Here is a 14,007-nt window from a genome sequence, read left to right on the forward strand (position 1 = left end):
GCCGGCCGTTTCTCACCCGGATTCCTGGGGGCTCCAGGCGATGATCTGGCCTCTCTCGGTGATGCGTTTCCGAAGCTGCTCGGGGTCGATGTCCTGAACGGCGACCTGGTTCCGGATCGACAACGTCGCCGCGACGGCAGCCGATTCCGCGAGTACGCAGAAGACCGGTTCCATGCGGGTGGCCGCGTACGCGATGTGCGTCGCCGACAGGCACACGGGCACGAGCAGATTCGCGCAGTCGCTCTTGTGCGGCGTGATGACCCGGTAGGGAACGGGGTACGGCCGGCCCGTTCCCATGTGTCCGCCGATGAACATGTCGCCCTCGGTCGCCACCCCGAGTCGCCCTGTTGCGGAATCGCGGTGAGCGACGCGCCGGGCGGGGTACACGTCCACGCCGAAGAGGGCGAGCCCGATGGCATCGGCGGGATCGGTCTGGTTCAGCACATCCGCGTGGGTAAGGGTGTACCGGCCCTTGAGGCGCCGGGACACCCGTACATAGAGCTGGTGCGGCCACCCGTCGGTCTCCGGGAAGACGCCGGCGTCCAAGCCGTACGCGGCCGTCTCTCGCCGGAACTCCTCGGGCACCTCAGGGTGGGTCGAGAGGAAGTGGTGCAGGCCGCGGAGATAGTCGATGTGGTGGCGCCAGATCCGCGACCGGACGTTCCAGTCGCCGTCCTGGTAGTCGTGGCTCACGCCGACGGGCGCATTCGTGACCAGGGAGGCGCGCTGGTAGTTGTACTCACCTGAATTGAGCCATCCGGGAAACACGGCTCGGAGTCTGTCGAGCTGGTCGTCGGTGCTCGTGCTCACGGACTTGATGTGCTCGACGTAACGGCGGACCAACTCGAATGTGTCGGGTGAGTAGTCGTCCGGCGCGGTGATCTCAGCCCTGTGACGCTTGTCCGCCGTCAGATAGAAACGGAAGTTGTATGCCTGGGTGTAGCCGTCCGCCGAGCCGATCGGCAATCCGTGGTCCTCGTCGATGAGCGGGATGAGCCCACTGGTGGGGTCGCCCGGTACGACGTAGGGGTCGATCGGCGTCCAGTTCGTGATGTGACCGACGCCGGCCGGTGCCTCGCCGAACGCCTGGCGTGATTCGCGTCCGGTTCGATAGGGAACCTCTGCGAGGGCCATCAGGTCGCCTTCGTAAGAAGCGTCGACGAAAATCGACGCCGATATGCTGAAAGGCTCTTCCGATTCGGATGCCGGCGGCGGGACTCCCCATTTGCTCGGTGGTGAAGGCTCAAGCTGGATGGTGTCGATATGGTCGCCGTTTCGCGTCACCGAGCGGACGCGGTGCTCGAAGATCACTTTGATGCCGGCCTCGGCAAGCCACTCGTGGAAACCGCGCACGATGTCCGGGGGATGGTTCCCGAAGCGGAAGATCACGTCGTTCGTCAGTCCTCCGACAGCCTCGGGAAGGGGGCAGTCCTGGAGTGGTTTGATTCCCGATCCCAGCATTCCTCCGAGCCGACGACCTGGCTCGACGAGTATGACGGAATTGCCCTCCTGGTGTGCCGTGATGGCGGCGACACAGCCTGCGGGTGTTCCTCCGTACACGCAGATATCGGCCCTCAGCGTCATCGATTCCGTCCTGTTCGAGATTGGGTCCCCATATTTTTTCGGACTGCGCAGGACCACGGAATGGCGATTTTGGTGGAGATCATGCACATTTTGATGAGAGGCCACGGGATGGGGCTTGATGGTTACCTTCTGGCGCCCCGGCGGCCGCAGTTCAGCCTCGGTTCCGACACGTACGAGGGGTGGTGCATGCTGCTGGCGAGGAACGGGACGTTCTCCTATGAAGTCGAGGATGAAGTGGCGCACAGAACCAGAGCGGTGGGTGTGGCCGGGCTTCGGGGCGAGGCGCATTTCGGCGACGTCGTCATCAGCCCGCCGGGCAGCACGCTACGGCGGCAGATGAAAACGCCGACGTCGTTCTTCTTCGCGCGATTCCTGACCGCTCTGGAGCCGCCGATCGGCTGCAGTCGATTGCGCGACGTCGATCGCCTGCGCGCCGACCTCGCACTTCTCGAATCCACGCAGTCCGCTTCCGATGAAGGCCATCAGAGGTTGGATGCGGAGATGGTCGCGGCGCATGTGGTCGACGACGTCCTCATCACCCTGCTTTGGGAGCGGACGCGGGAAGACGTGCGGGAGGACGTCCTGGTGCGTAAGGCGATCGCCTTCATCCTGGAGTGCTTCACCTCGCCGGACCTTTCACTCGGCGACCTCGCGAGGACGCTGGGCGTCAGTCCTTCGCTGCTCTCGCGACGCTTCCGGGACGTTCGAGGTGTCACACCGGGCCAGTACCTTCGTGGCGTCAGGTTGCAGAAGGCGCGGGAGCTGTTGACCGGGACCGACTTCACCCTGCAGACCATCGCCGAACAGTGCGGATATCGCAGCGCGTTCTACCTCAGCCGAGTCTTCAAAGCCACCACCGGTCAGTCGCCTTCTGAATATCGCGCGGGGAGCCCGTCCATCCGGTGATCGAGCGCAGGAACTCGCCGTGGCCGTGCGCCGGCACGATGGCGATCCAGCCGTTGACCTCGGCCACCCAGCGGGATCCGTCGTCGACGGCATGGTCGAGCCCCTCGGTGAAGAGGGTCGGGAGTCGCGGAGCCGGGTGGCGGTGCCTACGGCATCACCAGCGGGATGGTCGTCGCATGGAGCGCTTTCATGGACTGACCGGATGGCAGCTCGAAAACGAGTTTTCCCTGGATGTGGCGGTTCAATAGGGTCACGTCATGACGCCTTTCGGTTCGGTCATCGACGTACGCCCCCTGTTCCCGCGCGAGCGGCAGGCCATGCTGGACCTGCTGCGTGCCCTGGACCCGGCGGACTGGGCCAAACCGACGATCTGCCCAGGCTGGGACGTGCACGACGTAGTCGGTCACGTCCTCAACGACTACATGCGGCGCCTGTCGGGCAGCCGCGACGGGTACGGGGGCGCCGTCTTCGCCGACGACGAGACGCTTCCCGCCTACCTCGCGCGGACCAATGACGAGTTCGTCCGGGCCGGCCGCCAGCTCAGCCCGCAACTGCTGATCGACCTGCTGGAGCACCTGGGGCCGCAGCTGGACGCCCTCTGGGCGGCACGCGACCTGCAGGCGCCCGCCGACCTGAACGTGTCCTGGGCCGCCACGGACCTCGACAGCCCCGCCTGGCTCGACATCGGCCGCGAATTCACCGAGTTCTGGGTGCACCAGCAGCAGGTCCGCGACGCGGTTTCCCGGCCCGGGGCCACGCAGCCCGACCTCATGGCGCCGGTGCTGGACCTCTTCGCGCGCGCCCTGCCGCACACCCTGAGGACGTACGAACGCCCTGACGGCACCGTGGCTCACCTGGAGGTGCTCGGGCCGGCCGGCGGGCAGTGGAGCGTGGCCTGGCAGGGCGGCCGATGGCAGCCGGTGACGCCCGGCGACCAGCCGGCCGCGCGGGTCTCGATGGACCAGGACACCTTCTGGCGGCTGGCGACCAGGGGCATCAGCGTCGAGGAGGCCCGCGCACGCTCGAAGCCGAGCGGCGACCCGGAGCTCACCGCGGCCATGACGACCTTGCTCGCCGTCGTCGCCTAAAACGACCGGACCGTGAGCGCGGCGCTTTTGTGGACTCTTCCTGATCTCGGAGGTTGCGCTTTCCTGGCCGCTCCTCGTGCCACCCGCACCGCCCTTTCGGGTGCGCAAGAGCCGACAAGGCTCCTCAATCCCGGCGCAGGCGCGCGAGCTGCCGGTCGTGCAGGCGGGAGAGGAGCAGGAGCGACGTGACGGCGCCGATGAGGGCGCAGGCCATGTCCCACTGGGTGTCCCACTGGTCGCCCTGGACGGCGAGGAAGGCGTCGGCCGCCGACCCGGCCGCGAGCGCCGACCACCACTCCAGCATCTCGAAAAAGGCGCTGAAGGCCAGGCAGACGCAGACGGTCAGCGGGGCCAGCCACGCGCTGCCGCGCAGAGGGGAGGTCCGCGCCAGCACCTCACGGACCAGGATCGCGGGCACGAACCCCTGCACCAGATGGCCGACGCGGTCATAGGGGTTGCGCGACAGCGCCAGCACGTCCTGCAGCCAGTGCCCGAACGGAACCCGCGCATAGGTGTAGTGCCCCCCGACGATCAGAACCAGCGCGTGGACGGCCAGCAGGCAGCACAGCAGCGTGGTGAGCGGGAAGCGCCGCCAGAGCACCACCAGGAGCGGCAGGCCGCCGATCACCCAGAAGGTCTCCAGGAGCCAGGTGAGCCGGTCGTAGGGACGCAAACCCGAGACGACCAGAGCGAGGAGCACCACGGCGGCCAGGACCAAGGGCAGCCGCCGGGCGGCGGAAGCAGGAGTCATGCGATCAGCCTCGAAAGCGGTGGGGGGTGAGAGAAGCGAGGGGAGCAGGTCATCTTCATCGACCGCCTGATGTCCGGATCCGTGGGACAGGCGTCCTTGCGGACATCCGTCGTGCGCCCACAGACTATCCAGATGACGACGAATCGGGCCGACGAAGTGATCTTCGCCGTGTCCGACGGAGTGTTGCTGCTCGATGTGGCCGGCCCCGTTCAGGTCTTCAACGACGCCGGTGGGTATCGGGTGCGGTTGGCTTCGCCGGACGGGCAGCCCGTTCGCAGCGATGTCGGCATCTCGCTGAGCGTGGATCTCGCGCTGTCGGATCCGGACCTCGACGTGGACACGCTGGTCGTGCCGGGCTATCCGAGGAGGTCGTCAGGGGTTCTCGGGTCCGCGCTGGTCGACAGGCTGCGGGAGCTGGCGCCGCGGGCCCGGCGGGTGGTGTCCGTGTGTACGGGCGCGTTCCTGCTCGCCGAGGCCGGGCTGCTCGACGGCCGGCGGGCCACGACCCATTGGGACGCCTGCGCCGAGTTCGCGGCGCGGTTCCCGGGCGTCACGGTGGAGCCGAACGCCATCTACGTACGCGACGGCTCGATCGTCACGTCAGCGGGTGTCACCGCCGGGATCGACCTCGCGCTGGCGCTCGTCGGGGAGGACCAGGGCGAGGACCGGGCCCGTGCGGTGGCCAAGCACCTCGTCGTGTTCCTGCAGCGTCCCGGCGGGCAGCGCCAGTTCAGCGTCCCGGGCGCCGCTCCCGCGCCCCGCAACCCGACCGTATGCCGCGCGCTCGACCTGGTCGCCGCGGACCTGTCCGCGGACCATCGCCTCGCCACGATGGCCGCCGGTCTCGCCGTCAGCGAGCGTCACCTGACCCGCCTGTTCCGCCGCGAGCTGGGGTCGACGCCGGCCCAGTTCGTGGAGCGGCTGCGGGTCGAAGCGGCGCAGGCCCGGCTGGAGTCCGGGGACGCCATCGTGCGGGAGATCGCCAAGGCGTGCGGCTTCGGCTCGCAGGAGACGATGCGCCAGGCGTTCCTGCGGGTGCTCGGTGTGGCGCCGTCGGCGTACCGGAATCGGTTCCGGCTGGCCGGCCACCGGCCCGCGGCGGATCCTCAGACCCAGGGCTGACGGCGTTCAGTACATCTTCGTGGTGGTGCGCTGGACGGCGGAGGGAGCCAGGCGGACGCCGTTGGCGGTGACGCGATGGCCGCGGGTGTCGGTGACCCGTACGGAGAAGGGGCCCCGGCCCGCGCCGGACTCGGCGATCCAGTAGTTGTAGTCGGCCCTGGCCAGCTTGCGCCACGCGCCGCCGGCGGTCTTCACCTCGACCGAGGTGAGCGGGTTGCCGTGGTTGTTGACCAGCAGGGCCAGCCACCACCGCGACGACCCCTCCTTGACACGGAAGGAGAGCGGTTTGCCGATCTTCGGGTTGGCGGCCGGCCTGTAGGTGACCCCGACCATGCCCCTGCCGGGGTCCGCGACGCGGGCGAAGGCCTTGCGGCTGAGGTCGATGTGCCCGGCGGGGCACTCCGGGCACTGGTCGACGACCTTGACCTGCACGGAGCCCTTCGGCCCGGTGACGGTCAGGTAGCCGCCGCAGGCGGCCGCGGCGCGGTACTCGCCGCGGGAGAGCGCGACGTAGAGATCGCCGGCGGGAGGCGACGGATAGGAGCAGTTGCCGCCCCCGGACCGGAGTTCGTAGAACGTCGCCTTACCGCTGGTCGCTTTCGCCGACGCGCGGGTGGCCGCGGTGCTCTCCTTGCTCCGGCCGGATTGGGCCAGGGCGGAGGCAGGGAGGAGCGAGGTCGCGGCGAGCGCGGCGGCGAGAACCGTGGGTAAGCGGCGCATTCCGGCTTTCCTCTCGTATGTGATGGATGTGACAGTAGCGAAATCGGTATATCTCGGTACGGTAAAGTTGCAGATCTTCCGTGATATGTCCGGAAAATAGCCGGTTATTGCCCTGGATGTTCGGGCAGCGGCAATCGACACTCGCGTCATGAAATCGATGACAAAAGCACTGCTCACCGGGTCGGCGCTGGCCTGCCTGACGGTGGCGGGCACGACGGGCACGGCGCACGCGGCCACCGGACGGCTGACGTTGATCAGCGGGACCGCCGGCGTCAGTTTCAGCTACACGACCTGCCAGCCGCCCCGGGATCAGCCGGTGGAGCCGTACGAGGTCGACACGTTCGACAACCAGCCGGCTCCCGGCTGCCAGGTCGTGCTCACCGGCCGTACGGGCGCGAGCCAGGTGCTCTGCGTGGGGCGCGGAAGCCTGCCGCCCGAGCTCCGCCAGGTGCTTCGCGTCCGGATGCAGCCGGGTACGGCCCCGCCCTGCGCCTACGGGCCGACGGCGGGCAGCTGATGCGAATCGGCTGACGCCAGGTGGGCGCGGATGCTCTCGGCGTCCACCCCTGTCTCTTCGGTCCGGTCGATGCCGAGGGTGGCCATGATGGTCAGGGCCTCGCTCCAGTGGCGCCGGGCGTGGTCGGGCCGGCCGAGCGCGGCGTGGGCGTGGGCGAGGCCGTCGTGGGCGCGGGCCTGGTCGCTCGGCTGGTGAAGGTCCGAGGCGAGGTCCAGCGCCTGGCGGTGGCAGTCGAGCGCCTGGCCGGCCTGGCCGCGGGCATGCTGCAGCCGGCCCATGCCGTGGAGGGCCTCGAACTGCCAGTTGCTGTTGCCGATCTCGCAGGCCAGGCGCAGGGCCTGCTCGTAGCAGTCGTACGCCTCCTCGTACCGCCCCTGGAAGCGGTGCAGGTGGCCGAGGCCGTTGAGGCTGTCGAGCTCGCCGAGCCGGTGCCCGGTGCCGCGGGCCAGGCCCAGGGCCAGCGTGAAGTAGCCGGTGGCCGGGCCGTGCGCGCCCTGTCCGAGGTGGATGAAGCCGGTGCCGAGCAGCGCCCGTAACTCGCCGGTGCGGTGGCCGATCGAGCGGGCGATGACGAGCGCCTGCGCCAGCTCGTCGGCGCTCGTGTCGTACCACCCCATGATCCGGTGGACGTTGCCGGCGGCGATCAACGCGTCCAGCTCACCCGTACGGTGACCGATCGCCCGGGCGATGTCCAGCGCCTGCTCGAAGTGCTCGGCGGCCCGCGCGTACTCCCCCTGGAACCCGCGGACCATGCCGATGCCGTTGAGCGCCCGCAACTCGCCCGCTCGATGACCGATGGCGCAGGCGATGGCCAGGGCGCGGGAGGAGTCCTCCAGAGCCGCCTCGTACCGGCACTGCATCTGACGGATCTCGCCGAGCCCGAGGAGGGCCTCCAGCTCGCCCGTACGGTATTCGGCCGTCCGGGCCGCCGACAGCGCCCGCTCCAGGAGCGTCTCGGCCTCGGCATACCGGCCGCGGGTGCGCAGGCACCGGTGCAGGGTGGCCGACAGGTGCCGGACGTGTTCGGAGAAGCCGTGCTCGGCGGCCAGCTGCGCGAGGCTGAGCAGATTGGACAGCTCGGCATCGAGCCACGCGGCGGCGTCGGCCACCGCGGGCGGCGCCACCTCGTCCGGCGCGATACGCGGCCGCATGTCCGCCTCGTAGGGATAGAGGAGGTCCATCGCCGCCGAGGCCGCGCGGCTGTAGTGGTTCAGCAGGCGCGCCGAGGCGGCGCGCCGGTCGGACTCGGACTCTTCGCCGGCGGCCCGTTCGGCGGCGTGTGTCCTGATCAGGTCGTGGAATCGGTAGCGGCAGGGGATCGGCTCCTGCAGCAGGTGGACCTCCAGCAGCCGGTCCAGCAGCGTCGCGGCCCGCTTGACGGTGGTGGCCAGCAGCGCGGCGGCCGCGTCGGGCGCGAGGTCCATGCCGGGGTGCAGCCCCAGCAGCCGGTACGCCCGCCGCTCGGCGTCGGTGAGCTCCTGGTAGGACAGGTCGAGCGCGGCGGTGACGCTGTGCTGCCCGGCGCGCAGCTCGCTCAGCGGGTGCTGGTGCTGCTCCAGCCGCTGCAACAGGTGCCGTACGCTCCAGGCCGGATGGGCCTTCAGCCGGGCCGCGGCCAGGCGGATGGCCAGCGGCAACAGCCCGCACCGCCGTACCACCGCGGCCAGCACCTCCCGTGGCACCCCCGCGACCCGCTCCTCGCCGGCGGTGCCGGTGAACAGCGCGATCGCGTCCGCGAGCGGCAGCACGTCGACCGACACCATACGGGCGTCGTCCAGCCCGACCAGCCGCCGCCGGCTCGTCACCAGCACCAGGCAGCCGCCCGCACCCGGCAGCAGCGGCCGCACCTGGGCCTCGTCCGCGGCGTTGTCCAGGACGATCAGCATCTTCCGGTCGGCCAGCACGCTGCGATAGAGCGCGGCCCGGTCGTCGAGGTGCTGCGGAATCGTCTCCCCGGGCACGCCCAGCACCTCCAGCACGCGGGCCAGCGCGTCGGCCGGGTCCGCCGCGGGCAGGCCCCGCGTGTAGCCGTGCAGGTCGACGAACAGATCACCGTCGGGAAAGCGCGGAGCCAGCTGGTACGCGGCGTGCACGGCCAGCGCGGTCTTGCCCACCCCCGCCATGCCGTCGATGGCGGTGACCACCACCGTGGCGGCGTCACCGACGTCGTCGAGAACGGCCAGCTCCCGCGCCCGGCCGATGAACGCCGCCGCGTCGGCGGGCAGCTGCCGCGGTGTCGGCCGCGCGCTTTCCGACAGGCCGCTCGCGGCGCGCGTCAGAACGGACACCTCCGCGGCGTCCAGGCCCAGCGCCTCGGCCAGCGAGCGCACCGACGCGCTGCGCGGCCGCCGCAGCTCGTCCGCCTCCAACCGGCGAACCGTGCGGACGTTGAGCCCCGCCCGCGAGGCCACCTGCTCCTGGGTCAGCAGCGCCCGCTCACGCCAGCTCCGTAACAACGCGCCCAGGCCCGGCCCCCCGACCGGACGGCCCGCCTCGGCGCCGTCGCGTGCTCCTGACGGCATGAACCCATCTCCCCGTGGTCAGCTGTCCGGATCGAGAACGAGCCTATGTCATTCTCCACCGGCCCGCTGGCCCTGGCGCAGGCGCTACAGGAGGCTGTCGCGCGCGTAGGCGGCGGCCTCCGTGCGGTTGCGTACGCCGATCTTGGCGAAGGCGTTGTTGATGTGCGTCTTGACGGTCGTCTCCGCGATGAAGAGCGCCGAGCCGATCTCCGCGTTGCTCATCCCCCGGGCGACGAGCCTCAGCACCTCGACCTCCCGTACGGTCAGCCCGTCGGGACACGCCGAGACCGGCGGCGGCGCGGCACGGGACAGCGCGTCCACCAGCCGGCGGGACACCACGGCCGAGAACGTCGACTGCCCGGCGGCGGCCGAGCGCAGGGCGGCGGCGATCTCCGCGCGCCCGGCGTCCTTGGTGAGGTAGCCGCAGGCCCCGGCCAGCAGGGCGGAGTCCACGGACCGGTCGTCGTCGTACGTCGTCAGCACCACCACGGCCACCTCCGGATGCGCGCGGGCGATCCGCCGCGTGGCCTCGACGCCGTCCATCACGGGCATGCGCAGGTCCATCAGCACGACGTCGGGGCGCAGCTCGGCCACCAGGCGCAGGGCCTGTTCGCCGTCCCCCGCGTCGCCCACCACGTCCACGTCGTCGACCAGGTCCAGCAGCGCCACCAGGCCCTCGCGCATGAGCTGCTGGTCGTCCACGACCAGGACCTTCATTCCGGCACCTCCGCCCGTACCTCCCACAGGCCCCCCGACGGTCCCGCGCTCAGCGTCCCGCCCGCGAGCGCCAGCCGCTCGCGCATACCCTGCAGCCCGTGCCCGGACGACGGCGCCGCGGCCGCGTACGGATTGCGCACCACCAGCCGGACGGCGCCCTCACCGTAGCCGATCTCCACCGTGACCGGCTCGCCCGGCGCGTGCTTGGCGGCGTTGGTGAGCGCCTCGCGGGCCGTACGCAGGAGGCAGACCTCCGCCGCCGGGGTGATCGGCCGCCGCGTGCCCGTCGTACGCAGGTCGGCCGGCACCTCGTGGTCCCTGCGGTGCTCGGTGACCAGCAGGCTCAGCGCGTCGGGCAGTGGCGGCACGTCCTCGCGCAGCGCCGCCACCGCCGAACGGGCCTCGACCAGCCCTTCCCTGGCCAGCGCCCGCGCTCTGCGGACGCGCGCCACCGCCCCCTCCACGTCGCCCCGCTCGGTGAGCATGGCCTCGGCGACCTCCAGCTGCACCCCCAGGGCGCCGAGGGAGTGCGCGAGCACGTCGTGCAGCTCCCTGGCGATGCGGGTCCGCTCGTCGAGCGCCATGGCCCTGGCCCGGTCGTGCTGGGCCTGCCGGTACTGGCGCCGCTGCAACGCGAAGAGCACGGTGAGCATCACGACCGTCCCGCGGACCACGATCGCCGATCGCGGCTGCTCCCACCACAGCAGGCTGCCGACCATGAGCACCAGGTCGGTCGCGGTGACCGCGGCGATCGCCGCCATGCTCGGCGTCATGTGCGCCGCGAACAGCAGCAACATCGCGAACACGAACACCGTGGGCGCCGGCTCGACCGACCCCGACACCGACGCCGCGACCGCCGAACCCGCCGCCAGCGCGGCTACGGCCACGCGCGGGAACCGGCCGTCGAGCAGGACGAAGGCGAGCCAGCACGCCATCGACACGCCGAGCGCGGACCACAGCAGCGCGGGGACGCGATCGGGCTCGGCCGCCGCCAGCGACCAGGCGAGGACCAGGCTCAACAGCAGCCTGACCAGGCGCCCCGTCTCGGGGTCGTCGGCCGCCAGGAGCCGTACGACCCGCCCCCACACCTCTCGCATCGCCTAGCGCGAGTCCTTCAAGGTCAGAATCATGTCCACCAAGATAAGCCGGAAGGCCACGAAACCTACGACCACCAGCAGCGCCACGACGACGATCGCGAGCAGGAACTTGCCGTTCATCTTTCCCCCGTTGGCGTCCAGGAGCCGGTGCAGCAGTTCGAGCCAGAGGCTGCCCGGCCGTCCAGAGTGCTTGTCCATACCTGGGACGGTAGGGACGGGGCGGGGTGGAGCGGCACCTCCGAAGGGTGGAGAGCAGGGTGGAGGCGCTGTCATGATGGGCTGATGCCCCCGGAGACCGCTTACCACGGCGCGCTCGGAGACCAGTTCGCCGAGCATGCCACCACGAGCCCGTACAACGCCTACGTCGACCGGCCCGCGATGCTGGAGCTCGCCGGTGACCTCGCCGGGACGAGGGTTCTCGACGTCGGGTGCGGAGCCGGGCACTACGCGGCCGAGCTGCTGGCCCGCGGGGCCGAAGTGGTCGGTGTCGACGGCAGCGTCACGCTGCTGGGCCACGCGCAGGCGCGGGTGGGGGAGCGGGCCGAGCTCCTGCGCGATCTGGAGGAGCCGCTGGACTTCGCCGCCGACGCGTCGTTCGACGGGGCCGTGTGCGCGCTGGTGTATCCCCACGTCACCCGTCGCGCGCAGTTGCTGGGCGAGCTGCGCCGGGTGCTGCGGCCGGGAGGGTGGCTCGTGGTCTCGACCGGCCATCCGACCGCCGACTGGCAGCACTTCGGGGGCTCGTACCACGCCGGCGACTGGGTCGAGGTTCCCGTGGGCGACGGCCCGTTCTCGATCCACTTCCAGCGGATGTCGCTGGAGGTCTTCCTGGGGGAGCTGCTGGCCGCCGGGTTCGTCCTGGAACGGGTCGTCGAGCCGCGCCCGGTGGCCGCCCTGCGGGAGATCGACGAGGCCGCCTACGACAAGCTGAACGAGCGGCCGTCCTTCCTCGCCGTCAGGCTCGTACGCCCCTGACCGCGGCCGCGGGGTTCTTCAGACGGCCACCGGGGTGAGCCGGTTGCGGACCCATGAGACGGCTGCCGCGGTCGGCCAGAACCGGCTCGCCAGGTTGCGTGCGGCGATCCCGGCGCGGGTGGCGGGGACCATCATGGCCGCGGCCGTCGCGACGTTCCCCTGGCGCGGGTCCACCAGGGTGCGGTGCTCGGCCTCGTACCGCGCGAAGGCCGATTGAGGGTCCGCGGGGGTGGCGGCCAGTTCCTCGGCGAGGGTGTAGGCGCCGGCCATGGCCAGGGTGGAACCGTCGCCGAACAGCGACACCGACGAGGCCGCGTCGCCCAGCAGCGCCACGCGACCCTTGGCCCAGGAGTCGAGGCGCACCTGGCTGACGGAGTCGAACCAGAGGTCGTCGGTGGCGCGGGCCTGGTCCAGCAGCTCGGGCACGCGCCACCCGTCACCGGCGTAGGCGTCGGTCAGGATCCGCTTGTGCTGCGCGAGGTCGCGGTGGTTGAAGCCCCGCACCTCCGGGTGACGGAAGATGAAGGCCGCCAGGGCGCGGCCGTGGACGGGGTGGACGGAGGCCAGCCGGCCGGGGGCGTTGTGCAGGACGACATCCTGCACGTTGCCGGCCGGGCCGTCGAGCTGCATCGTCGCGACGTAGAGGCCCATGTGGCGGACGAACGCGGACTCGGGCCCGAAAGCCAGCCGCCGGGTCGTCGAGTGGAGCCCGTCGGCTCCGATGACGAGGTCGAACCGGCGCGGCGCCGCCTTCTCGAAGGTGACGTCCACGCCGTCGCCGTCCTGGCTCAGCGCGGTCATCGTGTCGCCGAACAGGACCTCGGCCGAGTCGCGGCTCGCCTCGTACAGGATGGCCGCCAGGTCGGTACGCGTCACCTCCACCTCCCGGCTGCCGGACGCCTGCCGCAGCGCCCGCATGTTGACCCGACCGACCTGACGGCCGGAGGCGTTGACGAAGCTCAGCGCCGTCACCTGCGTGGCCGCCTCGCGCAGCCGCGGCATCACGCCCATGCGGTCGGCCACGGTCACAGCGGGGCCGCGGACGTCCACGGGGTTGCCGCTGGAGCGCAGGCCGGTGGCACGCTCGACGACGGTGGGCCGGAAGCCGTGCCGCGCCAGCCAGTACGCCAGCGTGGTGCCGCCGATGCCGGCTCCGGAGATCAGGACTGTCTTCATGGCTCACTCCTCGGGTTGCCGTGGTTTCGATGTGACCATATGACGAAATTTGAAAGTTAGTCAATCGCTGGCTAGTGGGTTGACCAGATTTCGCATTTGGTCATATGGTCTGCGGGTGAGCGCCGAACGACTCCGAGACCCGCGGCAGCGAGCCGAACGGGCCGCACGGATCCTCGACGTGGCGGCGGACCTGCTGCTGCGCCACGGCTACCGGCGGGTGACCATCGACGACGTGGCCGCCGGGGCCGGCATCGGCAAGGGGACCGTCTACCTGCACTGGAAGACCCGGGAGCAGCTGTTCGGCGCGGTCTTCGCGCGTGAGGTGCTCCGGGCGATGGACGAGCTGCGCCAGGCGCTCGGGGAGGATCCGCGGGCATGCCTGCTGCACCGGTTCGCGCGTGCCTACTTCCTGGCCATCGCGAACCGGCCGCTGCTGCTCAGCTTCCTCCTTGCCGAACCCGACCTGGTCGGCAAGCTGACCAGCTCCCCCGACCCGGCCCGCGACGAGCGGCACGGCGCCATGGCCCGCGACTACCTGGGGCTGCTCGCCGAGCACGGCCTGCTCCGCGACGACATGAGCGTCGATGAGCTCGGGTTCGCCTACCAGGCGACGTTCGAGGGGTTCCTGCGGGCGGAGGGCGCCTCGGACGGCCGGGAGCAGCGGGCGGACCTGCTCGCGCGTACCGTCCGGCGGGCGTTCGAGACCGAGTCGGCTGTCCCCGACACCACGTTGCGGGACATCGCCGCGGCCGTGGTCACCTTGCTCGGCGACGTGATCGACGCCGACCGCGCCGAGTCCGGCATCCCCGAGGGGTAGCGTGCTCGGCGCGCT

At 70.9% G+C, this 14,007-nt stretch carries 14 protein-coding genes; 6 read left to right on the plus strand and 8 right to left on the minus strand.

Features of this window, described 5'->3' with window-relative positions:
- Nucleotides 1-12: 12 nt before the first annotated feature.
- Nucleotides 13-1,584, minus strand: coding sequence for an FAD-dependent oxidoreductase (locus tag ACWDX9_RS04960; RefSeq protein WP_449949185.1), 1,572 nt, complete (start codon nt 1,582-1,584; stop codon nt 13-15).
- Between the two features lie 60 nt (nt 1,585-1,644).
- On the opposite strand from ACWDX9_RS04960, the gene ACWDX9_RS04965 reads away from it, so the two are divergent.
- Nucleotides 1,645-2,490, plus strand: a complete 846-nt coding sequence (locus tag ACWDX9_RS04965) for a helix-turn-helix transcriptional regulator (protein WP_449949188.1) — start codon at nt 1,645-1,647, stop codon at nt 2,488-2,490.
- 257 nt (nt 2,491-2,747) lie between these two features.
- Nucleotides 2,748-3,578 carry a maleylpyruvate isomerase family mycothiol-dependent enzyme gene (locus ACWDX9_RS04970; protein ID WP_449949190.1) on the plus strand — a complete coding sequence of 277 codons (831 nt, stop codon included), beginning with the start codon at nt 2,748-2,750 and terminating at the stop codon, nt 3,576-3,578.
- A gap of 124 nt (nt 3,579-3,702) precedes the next feature.
- Here ACWDX9_RS04970 and ACWDX9_RS04975 read toward each other — a convergent pair whose 3' ends face one another.
- Nucleotides 3,703-4,329 carry a DUF2238 domain-containing protein gene (locus tag ACWDX9_RS04975; RefSeq protein WP_449949193.1) on the minus strand — a complete coding sequence of 209 codons (627 nt, stop codon included), beginning with the start codon at nt 4,327-4,329 and terminating at the stop codon, nt 3,703-3,705.
- A gap of 132 nt (nt 4,330-4,461) precedes the next feature.
- Here ACWDX9_RS04975 and ACWDX9_RS04980 point away from each other — a divergent pair, with 132 nt between their 5' ends.
- Nucleotides 4,462-5,451, plus strand: a complete 990-nt coding sequence (locus tag ACWDX9_RS04980) for a GlxA family transcriptional regulator (protein ID WP_449949196.1) — start codon at nt 4,462-4,464, stop codon at nt 5,449-5,451.
- 6 nt (nt 5,452-5,457) lie between these two features.
- Here ACWDX9_RS04980 and ACWDX9_RS04985 read toward each other — a convergent pair whose 3' ends face one another.
- The gene (locus ACWDX9_RS04985; protein WP_449949199.1) at nt 5,458-6,171 is read right to left on the minus strand and encodes an expansin EXLX1 family cellulose-binding protein; all 714 of its coding nucleotides are present in this window, start codon (nt 6,169-6,171) and stop codon (nt 5,458-5,460) included.
- Between the two features lie 157 nt (nt 6,172-6,328).
- On the opposite strand from ACWDX9_RS04985, the gene ACWDX9_RS04990 reads away from it, so the two are divergent.
- Nucleotides 6,329-6,688 carry a hypothetical protein gene (locus ACWDX9_RS04990; protein ID WP_449949202.1) on the plus strand — a complete coding sequence of 120 codons (360 nt, stop codon included), beginning with the start codon at nt 6,329-6,331 and terminating at the stop codon, nt 6,686-6,688.
- On the opposite strand, the gene ACWDX9_RS04995 is transcribed toward ACWDX9_RS04990, so the two are convergent.
- The 4 genes from ACWDX9_RS04995 to ACWDX9_RS05010 form a co-directional block, all read right to left on the minus strand.
- Complete coding sequence (locus ACWDX9_RS04995) at nt 6,664-9,210, minus strand: ATP-binding protein (RefSeq protein WP_449949205.1); 2,547 nt, start codon at nt 9,208-9,210, stop codon at nt 6,664-6,666. The two genes, ACWDX9_RS04990 and ACWDX9_RS04995, sit on opposite strands and share 25 nt — an antisense overlap.
- A gap of 84 nt (nt 9,211-9,294) precedes the next feature.
- On the minus strand, nt 9,295-9,927 hold the full coding sequence (locus tag ACWDX9_RS05000; protein WP_449949208.1) for a response regulator: 633 nt from the start codon (nt 9,925-9,927) through the stop codon (nt 9,295-9,297).
- Nucleotides 9,924-11,024 (minus strand): sensor histidine kinase, encoded by a 1,101-nt coding sequence (locus ACWDX9_RS05005; protein ID WP_449949210.1) that lies wholly within the window; start codon nt 11,022-11,024, stop codon nt 9,924-9,926. The genes ACWDX9_RS05000 and ACWDX9_RS05005 overlap by 4 nt, the downstream gene beginning before the upstream one ends.
- A 3-nt stretch (nt 11,025-11,027) precedes the next feature.
- Nucleotides 11,028-11,222, minus strand: a complete 195-nt coding sequence (locus ACWDX9_RS05010) for a hypothetical protein (RefSeq protein ID WP_185079465.1) — start codon at nt 11,220-11,222, stop codon at nt 11,028-11,030.
- Between the two features lie 84 nt (nt 11,223-11,306).
- Between ACWDX9_RS05010 and ACWDX9_RS05015 the strand changes: the two genes are divergently transcribed.
- Nucleotides 11,307-11,999 (plus strand): class I SAM-dependent methyltransferase, encoded by a 693-nt coding sequence (locus tag ACWDX9_RS05015; protein ID WP_449949213.1) that lies wholly within the window; start codon nt 11,307-11,309, stop codon nt 11,997-11,999.
- 18 nt (nt 12,000-12,017) lie between these two features.
- Here ACWDX9_RS05015 and ACWDX9_RS05020 read toward each other — a convergent pair whose 3' ends face one another.
- Nucleotides 12,018-13,175, minus strand: coding sequence for an FAD-dependent monooxygenase (locus tag ACWDX9_RS05020; protein ID WP_449949216.1), 1,158 nt, complete (start codon nt 13,173-13,175; stop codon nt 12,018-12,020).
- 115 nt (nt 13,176-13,290) lie between these two features.
- Between ACWDX9_RS05020 and ACWDX9_RS05025 the strand changes: the two genes are divergently transcribed.
- Nucleotides 13,291-13,992: a TetR/AcrR family transcriptional regulator gene (locus tag ACWDX9_RS05025; RefSeq protein ID WP_449949219.1), complete on the plus strand. Its 702-nt coding sequence runs from the start codon at nt 13,291-13,293 to the stop codon at nt 13,990-13,992.
- Nucleotides 13,993-14,007 lie beyond the last annotated feature (15 nt).

It is taken from the genome of Nonomuraea sp. NPDC003201 (assembly GCF_053590415.1).

Bases quoted from the DNA above. Each gene is read 5' to 3' on its own strand.
- ACWDX9_RS04960 (WP_449949185.1), bottom strand. From the start codon at position 1,584: ATGACGCTGAGGGCCGATATCTGCGTGTACGGAGGAACACCCGCAGGC.
- ACWDX9_RS04965 (WP_449949188.1), top strand. From the start codon at position 1,645: ATGGCGATTTTGGTGGAGATCATGCACATTTTGATGAGAGGCCACGGG.
- ACWDX9_RS04970 (WP_449949190.1), top strand. From the start codon at position 2,748: ATGACGCCTTTCGGTTCGGTCATCGACGTACGCCCCCTGTTCCCGCGC.
- ACWDX9_RS04975 (WP_449949193.1), bottom strand. From the start codon at position 4,329: ATGACTCCTGCTTCCGCCGCCCGGCGGCTGCCCTTGGTCCTGGCCGCC.
- ACWDX9_RS04980 (WP_449949196.1), top strand. From the start codon at position 4,462: ATGACGACGAATCGGGCCGACGAAGTGATCTTCGCCGTGTCCGACGGA.
- ACWDX9_RS04985 (WP_449949199.1), bottom strand. From the start codon at position 6,171: ATGCGCCGCTTACCCACGGTTCTCGCCGCCGCGCTCGCCGCGACCTCG.
- ACWDX9_RS04990 (WP_449949202.1), top strand. From the start codon at position 6,329: ATGACAAAAGCACTGCTCACCGGGTCGGCGCTGGCCTGCCTGACGGTG.
- ACWDX9_RS04995 (WP_449949205.1), bottom strand. From the start codon at position 9,210: ATGCCGTCAGGAGCACGCGACGGCGCCGAGGCGGGCCGTCCGGTCGGG.
- ACWDX9_RS05000 (WP_449949208.1), bottom strand. From the start codon at position 9,927: ATGAAGGTCCTGGTCGTGGACGACCAGCAGCTCATGCGCGAGGGCCTG.
- ACWDX9_RS05005 (WP_449949210.1), bottom strand. From the start codon at position 11,024: ATGCGAGAGGTGTGGGGGCGGGTCGTACGGCTCCTGGCGGCCGACGAC.
- ACWDX9_RS05010 (WP_185079465.1), bottom strand. From the start codon at position 11,222: ATGGACAAGCACTCTGGACGGCCGGGCAGCCTCTGGCTCGAACTGCTG.
- ACWDX9_RS05015 (WP_449949213.1), top strand. From the start codon at position 11,307: ATGCCCCCGGAGACCGCTTACCACGGCGCGCTCGGAGACCAGTTCGCC.
- ACWDX9_RS05020 (WP_449949216.1), bottom strand. From the start codon at position 13,175: ATGAAGACAGTCCTGATCTCCGGAGCCGGCATCGGCGGCACCACGCTG.